At 68.7% G+C, this 13332-nt stretch carries 14 protein-coding genes; 3 read left to right on the top strand and 11 right to left on the bottom strand.

What is annotated here, in order from left to right; genetic code table 11:
- On the bottom strand, positions 1-987 hold the full coding sequence (locus tag ACS5PN_RS07600) for a DUF2804 domain-containing protein (protein WP_439463318.1): 987 nt from the start codon (positions 985-987) through the stop codon (positions 1-3).
- Positions 984-1979, bottom strand: a complete 996-nt coding sequence (locus ACS5PN_RS07595) for an AraC family transcriptional regulator (RefSeq protein ID WP_439463317.1) — start codon at positions 1977-1979, stop codon at positions 984-986. Before ACS5PN_RS07595 ends, ACS5PN_RS07600 begins: the two co-directional genes overlap by 4 nt.
- Before the next feature lie 127 nt (positions 1980-2106).
- On the opposite strand from ACS5PN_RS07595, the gene ACS5PN_RS07590 reads away from it, so the two are divergent.
- Positions 2107-2994, top strand: a complete 888-nt coding sequence (locus ACS5PN_RS07590) for a sterol desaturase family protein (protein ID WP_439463316.1) — start codon at positions 2107-2109, stop codon at positions 2992-2994.
- Here the strand turns inward: ACS5PN_RS07590 and ACS5PN_RS07585 are convergent.
- On the bottom strand, positions 2991-4988 hold the full coding sequence (locus ACS5PN_RS07585; RefSeq protein WP_439463315.1) for a prolyl oligopeptidase family serine peptidase: 1998 nt from the start codon (positions 4986-4988) through the stop codon (positions 2991-2993). The two genes, ACS5PN_RS07590 and ACS5PN_RS07585, sit on opposite strands and share 4 nt — an antisense overlap.
- A gap of 118 nt (positions 4989-5106) precedes the next feature.
- Here ACS5PN_RS07585 and nadB point away from each other — a divergent pair, with 118 nt between their 5' ends.
- On the top strand, positions 5107-6708 hold the full coding sequence (gene nadB / locus ACS5PN_RS07580; protein WP_439463314.1) for an L-aspartate oxidase: 1602 nt from the start codon (positions 5107-5109) through the stop codon (positions 6706-6708).
- Positions 6709-6711: 3 nt separating this feature from the next.
- On the opposite strand, the gene ACS5PN_RS07575 is transcribed toward nadB, so the two are convergent.
- The 4 genes from ACS5PN_RS07575 to ACS5PN_RS07560 are packed head-to-tail and all read right to left on the bottom strand — an operon-like array spanning position 6712 to position 10017.
- Positions 6712-7002 carry a late competence development ComFB family protein gene (locus ACS5PN_RS07575; protein WP_439463313.1) on the bottom strand — a complete coding sequence of 97 codons (291 nt, stop codon included), beginning with the start codon at positions 7000-7002 and terminating at the stop codon, positions 6712-6714.
- 43 nt (positions 7003-7045) lie between these two features.
- On the bottom strand, positions 7046-8146 hold the full coding sequence (nadA, locus tag ACS5PN_RS07570; protein ID WP_439463312.1) for a quinolinate synthase NadA: 1101 nt from the start codon (positions 8144-8146) through the stop codon (positions 7046-7048).
- Positions 8147-8170: 24 nt separating this feature from the next.
- A complete protein-coding gene (locus ACS5PN_RS07565) occupies positions 8171-8944 on the bottom strand; it encodes a LytR/AlgR family response regulator transcription factor (protein ID WP_439463311.1) in 774 nt (257 codons plus the stop codon).
- Positions 8941-10017, bottom strand: coding sequence for a sensor histidine kinase (locus tag ACS5PN_RS07560; protein ID WP_439463310.1), 1077 nt, complete (start codon positions 10015-10017; stop codon positions 8941-8943). The genes ACS5PN_RS07565 and ACS5PN_RS07560 overlap by 4 nt, the downstream gene beginning before the upstream one ends.
- A gap of 87 nt (positions 10018-10104) precedes the next feature.
- Between ACS5PN_RS07560 and ACS5PN_RS07555 the strand changes: the two genes are divergently transcribed.
- Positions 10105-10509, top strand: a complete 405-nt coding sequence (locus ACS5PN_RS07555) for a DUF1761 domain-containing protein (protein ID WP_439463309.1) — start codon at positions 10105-10107, stop codon at positions 10507-10509.
- A gap of 164 nt (positions 10510-10673) precedes the next feature.
- Here ACS5PN_RS07555 and ACS5PN_RS07550 read toward each other — a convergent pair whose 3' ends face one another.
- From ACS5PN_RS07550 to ACS5PN_RS07535, 4 genes are all read right to left on the bottom strand, one after another.
- The gene (locus ACS5PN_RS07550) at positions 10674-11633 is read right to left on the bottom strand and encodes a hypothetical protein (protein WP_439463308.1); all 960 of its coding nucleotides are present in this window, start codon (positions 11631-11633) and stop codon (positions 10674-10676) included.
- A gap of 135 nt (positions 11634-11768) precedes the next feature.
- Positions 11769-12449, bottom strand: coding sequence for a hypothetical protein (locus ACS5PN_RS07545; RefSeq protein ID WP_439463307.1), 681 nt, complete (start codon positions 12447-12449; stop codon positions 11769-11771).
- Between the two features lie 83 nt (positions 12450-12532).
- Entirely contained in the window at positions 12533-13066 is a 534-nt protein-coding gene (locus ACS5PN_RS07540) for an RNA polymerase sigma factor (RefSeq protein ID WP_439463306.1), read from the bottom strand.
- Positions 13066-13263, bottom strand: coding sequence for a YgaP family membrane protein (locus tag ACS5PN_RS07535; protein ID WP_439463305.1), 198 nt, complete (start codon positions 13261-13263; stop codon positions 13066-13068). The genes ACS5PN_RS07540 and ACS5PN_RS07535 overlap by 1 nt, the downstream gene beginning before the upstream one ends.
- Positions 13264-13332: the final 69 nt, after the last annotated feature.

Here is a 13332-nt window from a genome sequence, read left to right as displayed (position 1 = left end):
CTACCAGCGTGATGCGTGATCTTCCGTCACGCCCAGCAGCTGGCTGACCTGCCGCAGCGGCGCCCCCGGCCCGGCGCACACCGTGCCCGAGAAGGTGCCCACCGGCTGCACATAGCGGCTGGCCGCGATCAGCAGGTCGCGGTCGTCGCGGCGGGCGCCTTCGGGCGTGAACATGAGGTCGAGCAGGCCGTCCTCGGTGCGCACATGCCAGGGGTCCAGCGGACGCTCGGCATCGAACTCGAAGTGGGCCGCGCCCAGCGCGATGGGGCGGCCGTCCAGCCACATCACGTTCTCCTGGTTGCCGAAATAGCCCTGCTGCAGGTTGAAGCCGATGTCGGGCCGGTGGGCGCTGGCCCAGCGCCAGGCGGTGTCGCGCGCCAGCAGGCCGTTGGACGCATCGACGGCGGCCCAGGTGCCGTCCAGGTCGAAGCGCTGGCCCTCGGCCTCGGCCCAGCCGAGCACGGGAAGGGCGGTGGTCTTCTGCGTGGCGTGGGCGACGCCGCCTTCGATGGGGCCAATCGCCAGCAGCGGCGGTGCCATCGCGTCCAGGTCGAGCTGGGCCTCGACACGCAGGGCCCGCGTCCTGACGTGCAGCAGCAGGCTGTCGTCGCTCTGGTGGCGCAGCTCCAGCTGCGCGCCGGGGCCGCGGAACCAGGCGCGCGCGTTGTCCAGCGGCGCGTCGGTCACGCCGCCTTGCAGGCCGGGCAGGCCGTCCTGGTGCCAGTCGGCCAGCAGATGGCGGCGTTGGCGGTCGAAGCAGTAGGCAAAGGCCGTGCAGGTCCAACCCAGGTCGACGATGGCGACGCCGATGAAGACCTCGTCGTGGCCGAGGCCGATGTAGTGCCAGCGCTTGTGGTGCAGCTTGCGCCACAGCCAGTTGGGGCGGTCGCGCAGGGCCGACCAGTCGATGCGGTCGATGCGGCCGGCGTAGCGGCCATGGGCGGGCAGGCCGTCGCGCACGACGGTCTCGGGTGGTTTGAACATCATGCGGTGGAGCGCTGCTGCTGCCGGCGCCATTGAAGCGGGGCCTGTCCGGTCCATTGCCGGAAGGCGCGGGTGAAGGCGCTCTGCTCGGAGTAGCCCAGCAGCAGGGCCACCTCGGCCAGCTCGACATTGGCGTCGCGCAGATAGGCCTCGGCGAGCTGCTGGCGGGTCTGGCCGAGCAGGGTCTGGAAGCTGTGGCCCTGCTCGGTGAGGCGGCGCTGCAGGCTGCGCGGGCTCATCTGCAGGCTCCGGGCCAGGTCGGCGAGCGAAGTACGGCCGCTGCGGATCAGGCCGACCAGCGCCTGGCGCCAGACGCCCACCGGCTCGCTGACGGCGGCCACCTCCTGCAACAGGCGCTCGGCCTGGGCGTCGAGCAGGGCCAGCAGGGCGGCGTCGGCGCCGCGCAAGGGCAGGGCGAGGTCGCGCATGGACAGCACGATGCGGGTGCTGGGCTGGCCGAAGCGCACCGGGCCGCCGAAGAAGTCTTCGTAGGGCCGCACATCCGCCGGCCGCGGGTTGACGAAGTCGACGGCCAGGGCGCGCACCATCTGGCCGGTGAATTCGCGGGCCAGCTGCACCAGGGCCGCGATGGCCGTCTCGTCGACCAGGGCGCCGGGCCGGCCGCGCTCCACGCCCCATTCGATGCAGATACCCTCGGTCACGGGGCGGACCTGGGCGACGTTGGCGTCGTAGACCGAGCGGTGGTAGCGCTCCAGCCGCATCAGGGCTTCGGCCAGGGTGCCGCTGGCCAGGGTCGCGAAGCCGACGACGCCGAAGTGGCGCGGCGCGATGCCGCGCGCCAGGCGCAGCGCGAAGGTGGCCTTGGGGCCGGGATCGAGGTCGCGCGCCTGCTCCAGCAGGGCCTGCCAGCGGCGCATGGAGACGAAAGTCTCGGCCGCGGCCGGCGGCGCGCCCAGCGCATCGGCACGGCCCAGCCTGGCCAGGTGCTCGAAGAGCAGCTGGACATAGCTGGCGGCGACGCGGGTCTCATCCATGGGGGCGCGATGATGCAGCAGCAGTTTGTGCGCGCACGGCCGGGATAACGCCAGCGCTGGCGTGATTTGTCAAAAACCTGGGGTCACCCGTCAAGCCAGGGGGGCTGCGAAGTCGCATCATTCCGGCATGCACTGGCTGCTCGACCCCCTGCTCGACCTCTACCACCGCCATGGCGACTGGCGCGACCTGACGCTGGTCATGCTGTCGCCCATCTTTGGCGTCTTCATCGCCATGGAGGCCTGGCGCTTCCGCAAGACCGGCACCTTCGAGCTGTGGGACACCTTCGACAGCATGAACAGCGGCGGCAGCTATCTGGTGGCCGACCTCATCCTGCTCGTCGTGCTGGTGCTGCCGTGCATGGGCTGGGTCTACGACCACCGCCTGTTCACTATCGACGTCACGGTCTTGCGCTTCGTCGGCCTGTTCTTCCTCGTCGAGTTCCTCTATTACTGGTTCCACCGCGGCAGCCACCGCATCCGCTGGTTCTGGTGCGCCCACGTCGTGCACCACGGCTCCGAGAAGATGAACTTCGGCACGGCCCTGCGCCAGAGCTGGTTCTATCCGATCGCCGGCAACTGGCTGTTCTATCTGCCGGCCGTGTGGCTGGGCTTCGAGCCGCGCTGGGTGCTGTTCGCGCTGTCGCTGAACCTGGGCTACCAATTCTTCGTGCACACCAGCTGGGTGGACAGGATGCCGGCCTGGTTCGAGTTCCTCTTCAACACGCCTTCGCACCACCGCGCCCACCACGGCCGCAACCCGCAATACATCGACAAGAACTTCGGCGGCATGCTGATCATCTTCGACCGCATGTTCGGCACCTTCGAGCCCGAGAAGGACCCGGTCGACTACGGCCTGGAGCACCCCTTCTACACCCACAACCTGTTCTGGCTGAACGCCCACGAATGGCGCGCCATGTTCCACGACATGGCCCAGGAAAAGACCTGGGGCCTGCGCCTAGCCCATCTGTGGAAGCCGCCGGAGTGGCGGCGGCATTACAACGGGTTCAAGGGCTAGTTCGACCCGAGGTGCTTGGCCAGGAACTTCTCCATCCGCTCGGCGAAATCCGCACGGTTCTTCAGCACCGCGAAGCCGTGGCCCTCGCCGGGGTAGGTGACCCAGGCCGGGTCGTTGCCGGCCTCGCGCATGGCCTTGCGAAGGCGCTCGCCGTGGGCCAGCGGCACGCGCAGGTCGGCCTCGCCGAAGGCCAGCAACAGCGGCGCCTTGATGCGCGCCGCCTGCTTGACCGGTGAGTTGGCGGCGATCAGTTCAGCGTCCTTGACGGGGTCGCCCACCATCTCGGGCAGGGTGTACTGGCGGCCAGCCTTGCTGATGTCGTCGCTGATCCACCAGGAGCCGCTCAGGTAGAGGTCGAGGTCGGACAGCGCCACCCAGGCGACGCCGCAGCGGTAGAGGCCGGGGTCCTTGATGAGGCCCATCAGCGTGCTGTAGCCGCCATAGCTGGCGCCGGCGATGCAGGCCTTGTCGCTGGCGATGCCTTGGGCCTGGGCCCATTTCAGCGCATCGGCCACGTCGTCCTGCATGGCCTGGCCGAACTGCTTGAAGCCAGCGCGGAAGTGTGCATCGCCGTAGCCCGTGCTGCCGCGCATCTCGGGTTCGATCACGGCATAGCCGCGCGAGGCGAGGAACTGGGCATCTGCATGCCAGCCCCAGTAGCTGCCGCGCACCCAGGGGCCGCCGTGCACGAGGACGACCGCAGGCAGCGGCCCCTTGGCGGCGGGGTCCTTGGTGACCCAGACCGGCAGCTCGCGACCGTCGCGCGCCGTGATGCGGTGCAGGTCCAGCGCGGCCATCTGCTCGGGCTTGACGCCGTCGCGCACGGGACCGATGGCCGTCCAAGGCTTTTCGCCCTCGGCCGGCTGGGCTTGGTAAAGGAACAGCCGGCCCGGATCGCGATCGCTGGACGAGCGCACCAGGGCCACCATGTTGGGCGCTCCGCAGCGGCGGCAGCTGATGCTGTTGACGCGGTTGGGCAGCAGGCGATCGGTGCGCTCCTGCAGCGTCTTCATCGCTTCGTCAAACCACACCGTGGTCTCGCCGTCGACGAGCAGTCGCACGCCCAGCGTCTTGCCGTTGTCGTCGCTGACGATATGCCCCGTGAAGTCGAAGCCGGGTGTGACGACCAGCGGCTTGGCTTCGGGCGCGTGGTGCTCGAAGTCGTAGCGCTTCAGCACGCGATAGCCCTGGGGCCCCTCGCTGCGCGTCACGTAGAGACCACCGGCGTCGTCGGCGGAGACGACGCTGAAAGGCGTGTTGATCAGGTCGCCTTCGTAGAGCTGCGTCCACCCTTTGGCGTCGGAATCGCGCCAGAAGGCGGCTTGGCGATCCTTGTTGCGGGTGAAGGCCACGCGAGGCTCGCCGCGGCTGTCCGTCAGCCAGCCCACGGTGTTGGGGGGTGCGTTGAAGTCGGTGTCGCGACTGCGGCCGGTGCGCGTGTTCAACCACATCGGCGTCTCGGTGTAGTTGTTGCCCGATGTGAACTCGACGACCAGCACCTCGTCGTTGCGCGTGCCCGCACGCGCCGCCGGCACTTGCAGCAGGCGGTGATTCCAGCTGAGCAGGCGATCTTCCTCGCCATTGCTGATGAAGGGCTTGCCCATGCGACGCACCAGCTGGCGGAACTGGCTGCCATCGGCATTGACGGCGTAGAGCCCCGGTGCACCGTGGGGCCGGCCGCTGCCGTCTGACAGGTCCATGACGCCGAACACCAGCCGGTCCTCGTTGACCCATTGCACATGCCAGACGTCGCCATCGGTGAACTGGGCGACGCGCGCCAGCTTGCCATTCGGCCCGAGTTCGAGGACGACCAGGCCGATGCGCTGCACGCCCTTGGCCGAGGTGATGGCCAGCCGCTTGCCCGAGGGCGACAGCACGGCCTCGGCGATGTCGGCATCCTTGTAGAACACCTCGGCGGGTGGCGGTGCCGCCTGCGCACAGCTGGCGGCCAACAAAAAGCCGGCAATCGCGCCGGCCCGGGTGAATGTCTTCATGCGGTTCCTCAGCCGTCCTCGTCAACAGCGCGGGCAGCATAGCGAGTAGGCAGGGTCGTCGATTGGGCAATCCTCACCTCGCCGCACGGGCGCCGGCCCTGCGGGACAATGCCCGGCCATGACTGCTGCTCCCCAAGACGCCCCTGTCGTCATCATTGGCGCCGGCCTGGCCGGCCTCACCGTGGCCCTGCACCTGGCCGACAGCGTGCCTGTCGTCATCCTTGCCAAGCGCGAGCTGACCGAAGCGGCCACGGCCTGGGCCCAGGGCGGCATCGTCGGCGTGCTGGGCAGCGACGACAGCATCGACAGCCATGTGCGCGACACCCAGGATGCCGGCGCCGGCTTGGTGGACGAAGCCGCGGCCCGCTTCATTGCCGAGCGCAGTGCCGCCGCCGTGGGCTGGCTGGTGGACCAGGGCGTGCCTTTCACGACCGACGACACCGGCCCCATGGGCCTGCACCTGACGCGCGAGGGCGGCCACGCGGTGCGCCGCATCGCCCACGCGGCCGACGCGACCGGCAAGGCCATCCACGACCAATTGCTGGACGTCGCCCGCAAGCACCCCAACATCACGCTGCGCGAGCGCTGGATGGCGCTGGACCTGATCACGTCGCGCCATGTGCAGCGCGACGAAGTGCCGCGCGTCTACGGCGTCTATGCGCTGGACATCGACGCCCAGCGCGTCGAGACCCTGCCGGCCCGCGCCGTCGTGCTGGCCACCGGCGGCGCCGGCAAGGTCTACCGCTACACGACCAACCCGGACACGTCGACCGGTGACGGCATCGCCATGGCCTGGCGGGCCGGCTGCCGGGTCGCGAACATGGAGTTCATCCAGTTCCACCCGACCTGCCTGTATCACCCGCAGGAGCGCAGCTTCCTCATCACCGAGGCGCTGCGCGGCGAAGGCGGCCACCTCAAGTTGCCGGACGGCACCCGCTTCATGGCCGCTCACGACGAGCGCATGGAGCTGGCCCCGCGCGACATCGTCGCCCGTGCCATCGACTTCGAGATGAAGAAGCACGGCCTGGACCATGTGTGGCTGGATGCCACTCACCTGGGCGAAGCCTTCCTCATCGAGCATTTCCCGACCATCCATGCCCGCTGCCTCAAGCTCGGCATCGACATCGCGCGCCAGCCCATCCCTGTCGTGCCGGCCGTGCACTTCACCTGCGGCGGCGCCGTGACCGACCTGCTGGGGCGTTGCGACCTGCCGGGCCTGTATGCCGTCGGCGAGACCGGCTACACCGGCCTGCACGGTGCCAACCGCCTGGCCAGCAATTCACTGCTGGAATGCGTGGTGCTCGGCCAGACCTGCGCGGCCGACATCCTGGCCCACGCCGCCCACGAAGCCGCGCCTATCCCGAGCTGGGACGAAAGCCAGGTCGAGAACGCCGACGAGCAGGTGGTCATCGCCCACAACTGGGACGAACTGCGCCTCCTGATGTGGAACTACGTCGGCATCGTGCGCACTACCAAGCGCCTGGAGCGGGCCCTGCACCGCATCAAGCTGCTGCGCGGCGAGATCGACGACTACTACGGCAGCTTCCGCGTCACGCGCGACCTGCTGGAGCTGCGCAACCTCGTCGAGTGCGCGGACCTCATCGTGCGCTCGGCCCTGATGCGCCACGAGAGCCGCGGCCTGCACTTCAGCCGTGACTACCCGCAGACGCTGCCGGTGAGCTTCCCGACGGTGCTGATCAGCAAGAAGCGGCGCCGCTGAGGCCTACTTGCGTGACCGCAGCGCCGTCCGTGCCTGCACGAAGTTGAAGGCATAGGCCACCGCCTCGACGATGGCGTTGTCGATCTCCAGGCGTTCGTGCTCGGTCAGGTAGAAGCTGAAATCCACCTCGTGGCGGATGTAGCGCGGGGGCAGGCGGTTCAGCGCCACGCAGGCGACGTCGCACAGCAGGTCGCCGCTGGCGGCAATGTCCGGATAGTCGGGCGCCGAGGCCATCACCGCCGCGAAGATCTCGCGCTCATGGTGGTTGTAGAGGGAGCTGAAATCGGCGTTCATGGCGGGCCTCGTCAAGGACGGTGAATGCCGGTTTATAGCGCCATCAGGCGGCGCCGAGGCCTGGGGTCATGCCCGCTGCGGCACTCTTTCTCGCCGCGACGAAATCCAGCATGCGGTTGATGCAGCCCTGGGCCTTGACGCGGATGGCTTCGTCGACATGGATCTGCGGCTGGCCGCTTTCCAGGCAGTCGACCAGATTGGCCAAGCCGTTCATGGCCATCCAGGGGCAGTGAGCGCAGCTCTTGCACGTGGCGCTGTTGCCGGCCGTCGGCGCCTCGATCAGCACCTTGTTGGGTGCCAGCTGGCGCATGCGGTGCAGGATGCCGTTGTCGGTGGCCACGATATAGGCCGGCGCCGTGCCCTCGACCACGGCTTTGATCAGGGCCGAGGTCGAGCCGACGACATCGGCCTGCTCGACGACGCTCTTCGGTGATTCGGGGTGCACCATCACCAGGGCGCCCGGATGCTGCTCGCGCAGCAGCTCCAGCTCCAGCCCCTTGAACTCGTCGTGCACGATGCAGGCGCCGTTCCACATCAGCATGTCGGCGCCGGTCTCTTCCTGGATGTAGCGGCCCAGGTGGCGGTCCGGCGCCCAGAGGATTTTCTGGCCCTTGGCATGCAGGTCAGAGACGATGTCCAGCGCGCAGGAGCTGGTCACCATCCAGTCGGCGCGCGCCTTCACGGCGGCGCTTGTGTTGGCGTAGACGACGACCCGGCGATCCGGGTGGGCGTCGCAGAAGGCGGCGAACTCGTCCTCGGGGCAGCCCAGGTCCAGGGAGCAGGTGGCGTCCAGGTCGGGCATCAGCACGCGCTTCTCGGGGCTGAGGATCTTGGCCGTCTCGCCCATGAAGCGCACGCCGGCGACGACCAGGGTCTGGGCGGCGTGGTCGCGGCCGAAGCGGGCCATCTCCAGCGAGTCGGACACGATGCCGCCGGTCTCCAGCGCCAGGTCCTGCAGAAAGCCGTCGACGTAATAGTGGGCGACCAGCACGGCGTTGTGCTTCTTCAGCAGGGCCTTGGCACGCTCGGTCAGCGCGCTGCGCTCGTTCGCCGACAGCGGCGCCGGCGTCTTGGCCCAGGCGTGGGCGGTGGAGCAGGTGCCGGCGGCGTCCTGCTTGGTGAAATCGAACAAGACTTGATCCATGCCGAATCCTAGCCCGGCGCGGGTTTACCCCTCCAGCCAGGTGCGAAAGGCCGCAGCGCGCTCCTGGCTGATCAGCAGCTCGCCTTCCAGGGCCGGGCTGAGGTCCAGCTTCAGCCGCCCCTTGCCGGCGGGCGCAAAGCGCTGCACCGCGCCGGCGGCCACCAGCAGCTGACGGTTGGCGCGGAAGAAGCGCTGCGGCCCGAGTTGCTCTTCCAGCTCGCCCAGCGTCGGCTCGACCAGATAGCGTTCTCCGTCCTGTGTGATGGCAAAGCTCAGCTTGTCCACCGACACGAAGTAGGCGATGTCGCTCAGCTCCAGCGCATGGAACTGCTGGCCACCCTTGCGGCCGACGATGCGCTGGCGGCCGCTGGGCGGGCTCAGGCGTTGCAGCAGACCGTCGAGCTGGTGGTTCCAGCGCGTCTGCGCCTGCGTATCGAAGTGGCGTCGCCATTGCTCGGCCTTGGCCAGCGCGGTGGCCAGTGCGGCATCGGACACGGGCTTGAGCAGATAGTCCACGGCCAGGGCCTGGAAGGCTTGCAGGGCGAACTGGTCATAGGCCGTCGTGAAGACCGTGGGCACGGCCAGGCGGCGGTCGCGGAAGAGCTCCAGCGACAGGCCGTCGGCGAGCTGGATGTCGAGCAGCAGCAGGTCGGGCGCGGGGTTGGCAGCCAGCCAGGCCAGCGTGCCCTGGACCGTGTCGCTGTGGCCGTCTACGCGGGCCTCGGGCGCGACGCGGGCCAGGGTCGCGGTCAGGCGTTCGCGCGCCGGGGTTTCGTCTTCGGCAATGAAGATCTTCATGAGCGGGCCAGCAAGGGGATGGCGACTTCGAACATATCGGCATCAGTCCGGCGCTGCAGCGCGCGGCCAGCCAGCAGGCGGCAGCGTTCGTCGAGATTGGCCAGGCCCAGGCCCGACGAGGGCAGGGCGCTGCGGCGCGGCTGCAGGGCGTTGCGGGCCAGCACGCGGTCGCCGTCGAGGCTGAAGCTGACGGTCAACGGCTGGGCGGCGCTGGCTTCGTTGTGCTTGATGGCGTTCTCCAGCAGGGTCTGCAGGGCCAGCGGCGGGACCAGCCATTGCGCCGTCTGCAAAGCCGCGTCGAGCTGCAGTGGCATGGCGGCACCAAAGCGCAGGGCCAGCAGGCGGTGGTAATGGCGCAGGAAGGCCAGCTCCTCGTCCAGCGGCACCAGGTCGCGCTGGCGGCTGTCCAGCACATAGCGGTAGATCTCGGCCAGGGTGTCGCTGAACTCGCGGGCGCTCGCCGGGTCGTTCTCGATGAGATGACCCAGGGTGTTCAGGCTGTTGAACAGGAAATGCGGGTCGACCTGGGCCTTCAGCGCGCCCAACTCGGCCTGGGTGCGTGCCCGCTCCAGGCGCTCGACGCGCAGCATGTCCGACTCGCGCTCGCGGATCAGGAACAGGGTCTCATAGGCGTGGGTCACGAAGAGCACGCAGATGACGTTGGTGGCGACCACCAGCTTCAATGCATTGACGTCCACCGGCTGGCCGGCGATATGGAACCAGGCCCAGATGGCGGCCAGGGTCAGCGGCGCGGTGTAGAGCACGTTGGCGCTGACCAGCATCAAGAGCTTGCGCAGTGGATGGGCGAACCAGTTCAGGTGTTCGCGCTGCTTGAACAGCAGCCAGCGGTTGCCGCCCCAGATGGCGAAGGCCAGGGCGATGAAGCCGGCAAAGCCGATCCAGAAGCGCGCGTCGCTCGGGCCGAGCGGCCCGTAAAGCCCCGTCAGCCAGGGAATGGCCAGGCCGAAGGCGAGCGAGCCGCCGCACATCATCAGCCGATCATCCAGGCGGGCCTGGGTGGGCGGGTTCGGCAGCGATTTGAGCGGCGGTTTGTCGGCTTTGGGCGTGCTCATCTTCGACTTCGGCGCTCGGCCGCTGTTGCCGTGAGCCGGCGCGCCTCAGCATCGCCGCACCAACAACTTCAGCAAGAGGGTCCTGCGATGGACGCAGTGCAATTCAACTTCCCGGCGGTCATTGTGGCGGCCTTGTCGAGCTTCCTGATCGGCGGGCTCTGGTATTCACCCATCCTGTTTGCGAAGTCGTGGATGGCCGAAGCGGGCTTGAGCGAGGCCCAGGTCAAGCAGGGCAATCCGGCCCGGATCTTCGGCCTGTCGGCCCTGGCTTCACTGGTGATGGCCTTCAACCTGGCGGCCTTCCTGGGCCCCAAGGCGAGCTTGAGCTTCGGCCTGTTCGCCGGTTTTGCCACGGGTCTTGGCTGGGTGGCCATGAGCCTGGGCGTCATCTACCTCTTCGAGCAGCGTTCGCTCAGGCTCTGGCTCATCAACAGCGGCTACCAGATCGTGGCCTACACCGTGATGGGCGCCATCCTCGGCGCCTGGCACTGAGCAAAGGAAGCGCTAGACGGATCTCCCGCGCGCGGCGCATCCCTGCTTTGGGCGACCTGCTGCGTTGCAAATCCGCGCCATAGCTCCGCTATGGCTGTGGTTTGCGCCTTGCAGCACATCCCAAACCAGGGCGCGCCGCATTGCGAAGACCCGTCCAGCCCTTCCTAGGGCAGCCGAATCGTGTCGCGCTCGCTGACGCGCACCGTGTTGGGCGGCTGGTTGCCGATGCGGTAGGTCACGCTGAGCAGCTTGCGACGGCCCGGTGCGGGGTCGAAGCCGAACAGTTCGTTGCGCACCTCGGTCTCGAAGCGGTCGCCGCGCACCTGGGCACGCAGGGCCTGGGTCACGTCGGTCCAGCGGCCTTCAGCACCATAGCTGGCGCTCTCGATGACGAGGCGTCCGCCGGCCGGCCGGCCTTGATTCCACTCGCCGCCACCGCCACCGCGTGCGCGTCCCCAGTCGCCGCGACCCCAACCGACGAACTGGTTGCCGTCGATGGTGCCGTACTCGCTGTACTCGAACACGCGCTCCTGGTCACCGCGATCGCGGGTGAAGATGCGCAGGATCTTGGTCTGGCCGGGATAGGGGTCGACGCCGAAGAGCTCGTTGGTCAGTCGCACGCGCTGGTCGCGCCGCGCCAGGTCGCGCAGGCGGTCGGTGACGTCGACGTCGCGGCCACTGGCGCCATAGGTGGCGTACTGGATGATGTATTGGCCGTCATCGTGACCATCACCGCGGCCGCCGCCATTGCCGTGCCAGCCGCCTTGCCAGTTGGACTCGCCCCAGTTGCCGCCGCCCCAGCCGACGAACTGGGCACCGTCCACCCAGTCGCGCTCGCGGAAGTCGAAGTTGCGCTCGCGGCCGCTGCGGTCGCGGGCAAAGATGCGCAGGGTCTTGGTGCGGCCCGGGTCGGGGTCGACGCCGAAGAGGTCGTTGGTCAGCCGAAAGCGCCGGTCCTGGCGGGCCAGATCGCGCAGGCGGCCGGTCACGTCGACATGGTTGTTCTCGGTGCCGTAGCGGGCGTGCAGGATGACGAACTCGCCATCGTCTTGGGCCCATGCGGGCCCGGTGATGGCGGTGGCCAGGGCAGCGCCCAGGGCCAGGGTCAGGTGGCGTCGTCTCATGGCGATCTCCTCGTTGTTGTCCAGGCCGGGCATCGTCGCACGGCCGGGACGTCAACGCATGGCGATCGCCACGGGCGGACGGCGCGTTGTAAGGGCGCGTAACCCTCAGCTTTCCTCAGCTCACGCGCCCTGTTTTCAGCGACCCCAGTTGCCGCGGCCCCAGCCGACGAACTGGGCGCCGTCGACCGTGGCGCCTTCGGGGTACTCGAAGCTGCGCTCACGGCCGCCCGGGCCGCGCGCCACGATGATGAGGCGCTTGCCGCGACCCGGGTCGGGGTCAACGCCGAAGGTGTCGTTGCCCATGCGGAAGCGTTCGTCGCGGCGCGCCAGTTCACGCAGACGGGAGGTCACATCCACGTCTCGGCCCGGGTTGCCGTAGCTGGCGGAAAGGATGGTGTAGCCGCCATCGTCGTGCGGCTGGTCGCGGTAGGGGTTGCCGGCCCAGCCGCCGTTGTAGTTCTGGTCACCCCAGCGGCCGCCGCCCCAGGCCGTGAACTGGCCACCGTCGATCCAGGCGCGCTCAGGGTAGTCGAAGCGGCGCTCGCGGCCGTCGCGGTCGCGGGCGTAGATGCGCAGGTATTTGTCGCGGCCCGGGTCGGGGTCCACGCCGAAGAGGTCGTTGGTGAGCTTGACGCGGCGGTCGCGGCGCGCGAACTCGCGCAGCTTGTCGGTCACGTCGACATGGTTGCGGTCGGTGCCGTAGCGGGCCTGCAGGATGGTGAACTCGCCGTCGTCATCGCCGCGCTGGGCGATCGCCGGGACGGAGACCGCAGCGAGCAACGTGGCGGCGCCCAACACATAGTGGCGTCGATTCATGATGGATGTCTCCGAGGTTGTGGAGGCCACCATGGTTTCACCGGGCCTGCCTGGCCCGAGTCGGACGACAGGAAGTCTGCTTGTCAGCCGCCGGGTCGGCCACCCAGCAGGTATTCGCGGGCCAGGGCGCGAGCACGGTGCAGGCGGCTCTTCACATTGGCCCGCGTCAGGCCGGTCTGGTCCGCGATCTCCTCGATAGTCATCTCTTCCAGGTCGCGCAGCAGCATGACCTCGCGGTAGTGGATCGGCAGCGACTCCAGGGCCGCCACCAGCTCGCGCCGCAGGCCCGGCTCGTCGTGCGTGACCAGCCATTGCTCCAGCTTCTCTTCGTCGTAGGGGTCGTAGCGCAGCGTGATGCGCCCCAGGCGCCGGCACTCGCGCTGCACGAGCCGGATCATCCAGCCCGAGAAGGCCGCCATCACACGCAGCGACGGCAGCTTGCGGCTGACGATGAGCAGGGCCTCTTGCACCGCGTCGTCCACGTCGCTGAGCAGGCAATGCTGCTGGGCATAGCGGCGGATGTCGGGGCGCGAGATGCGCAGCAGCTGCTCCAGCGCCCGCCGGTCGCCGCCGTGGGCGGCAGCGAGCAGGGGCTGGTGTTGGGCGGCGAGGGCCATTATTTGAGTTTGCGGCCGACCATGGCGCAGGCCGGGCAGAAGCCGAAGAGGCCCGAGGCCACCAGGCCCACGGCGCCGGCGGCCACCAGCCAGCCGGTCGTGCCGCCCAGCAGCGCCAGGCCAGCGCCCGCAGCGGCGATGCCGCACACCACCCGCACGATGCGCTCGCCGGTCGGAATATTCTTCACATAGAACATGGTTCAACTCCAAGTGTTCGAGGACAACCCTCGGCCACTAAGAGGCGCCGGTTGGCGAAAAGGATTCGC

Origin of the sequence: Roseateles sp. NT4, assembly GCF_051857475.1 — a bacterium.
GTDB lineage: Bacteria > Pseudomonadota > Gammaproteobacteria > Burkholderiales > Burkholderiaceae_C > Pelomonas.
The sequence above is the reverse complement of the archived record's forward strand: the minus strand, read 5'-3'. Positions and strand labels throughout refer to the sequence as shown.

What these genes read in the sequence shown, in the direction of transcription:
- ACS5PN_RS07600 (WP_439463318.1), bottom strand. Translation starts at nt 987, where the DNA reads ATGATGTTCAAACCACCCGAGACCGTCGTGCGCGACGGCCTGCCCGCC.
- ACS5PN_RS07595 (WP_439463317.1), bottom strand. Translation starts at nt 1,979, where the DNA reads ATGGATGAGACCCGCGTCGCCGCCAGCTATGTCCAGCTGCTCTTCGAG.
- ACS5PN_RS07590 (WP_439463316.1), top strand. Translation starts at nt 2,107, where the DNA reads ATGCACTGGCTGCTCGACCCCCTGCTCGACCTCTACCACCGCCATGGC.
- ACS5PN_RS07585 (WP_439463315.1), bottom strand. Translation starts at nt 4,988, where the DNA reads ATGAAGACATTCACCCGGGCCGGCGCGATTGCCGGCTTTTTGTTGGCC.
- nadB (WP_439463314.1), top strand. Translation starts at nt 5,107, where the DNA reads ATGACTGCTGCTCCCCAAGACGCCCCTGTCGTCATCATTGGCGCCGGC.
- ACS5PN_RS07575 (WP_439463313.1), bottom strand. Translation starts at nt 7,002, where the DNA reads ATGAACGCCGATTTCAGCTCCCTCTACAACCACCATGAGCGCGAGATC.
- nadA (WP_439463312.1), bottom strand. Translation starts at nt 8,146, where the DNA reads ATGGATCAAGTCTTGTTCGATTTCACCAAGCAGGACGCCGCCGGCACC.
- ACS5PN_RS07565 (WP_439463311.1), bottom strand. Translation starts at nt 8,944, where the DNA reads ATGAAGATCTTCATTGCCGAAGACGAAACCCCGGCGCGCGAACGCCTG.
- ACS5PN_RS07560 (WP_439463310.1), bottom strand. Translation starts at nt 10,017, where the DNA reads ATGAGCACGCCCAAAGCCGACAAACCGCCGCTCAAATCGCTGCCGAAC.
- ACS5PN_RS07555 (WP_439463309.1), top strand. Translation starts at nt 10,105, where the DNA reads ATGGACGCAGTGCAATTCAACTTCCCGGCGGTCATTGTGGCGGCCTTG.
- ACS5PN_RS07550 (WP_439463308.1), bottom strand. Translation starts at nt 11,633, where the DNA reads ATGAGACGACGCCACCTGACCCTGGCCCTGGGCGCTGCCCTGGCCACC.
- ACS5PN_RS07545 (WP_439463307.1), bottom strand. Translation starts at nt 12,449, where the DNA reads ATGAATCGACGCCACTATGTGTTGGGCGCCGCCACGTTGCTCGCTGCG.
- ACS5PN_RS07540 (WP_439463306.1), bottom strand. Translation starts at nt 13,066, where the DNA reads ATGGCCCTCGCCGCCCAACACCAGCCCCTGCTCGCTGCCGCCCACGGC.
- ACS5PN_RS07535 (WP_439463305.1), bottom strand. Translation starts at nt 13,263, where the DNA reads ATGTTCTATGTGAAGAATATTCCGACCGGCGAGCGCATCGTGCGGGTG.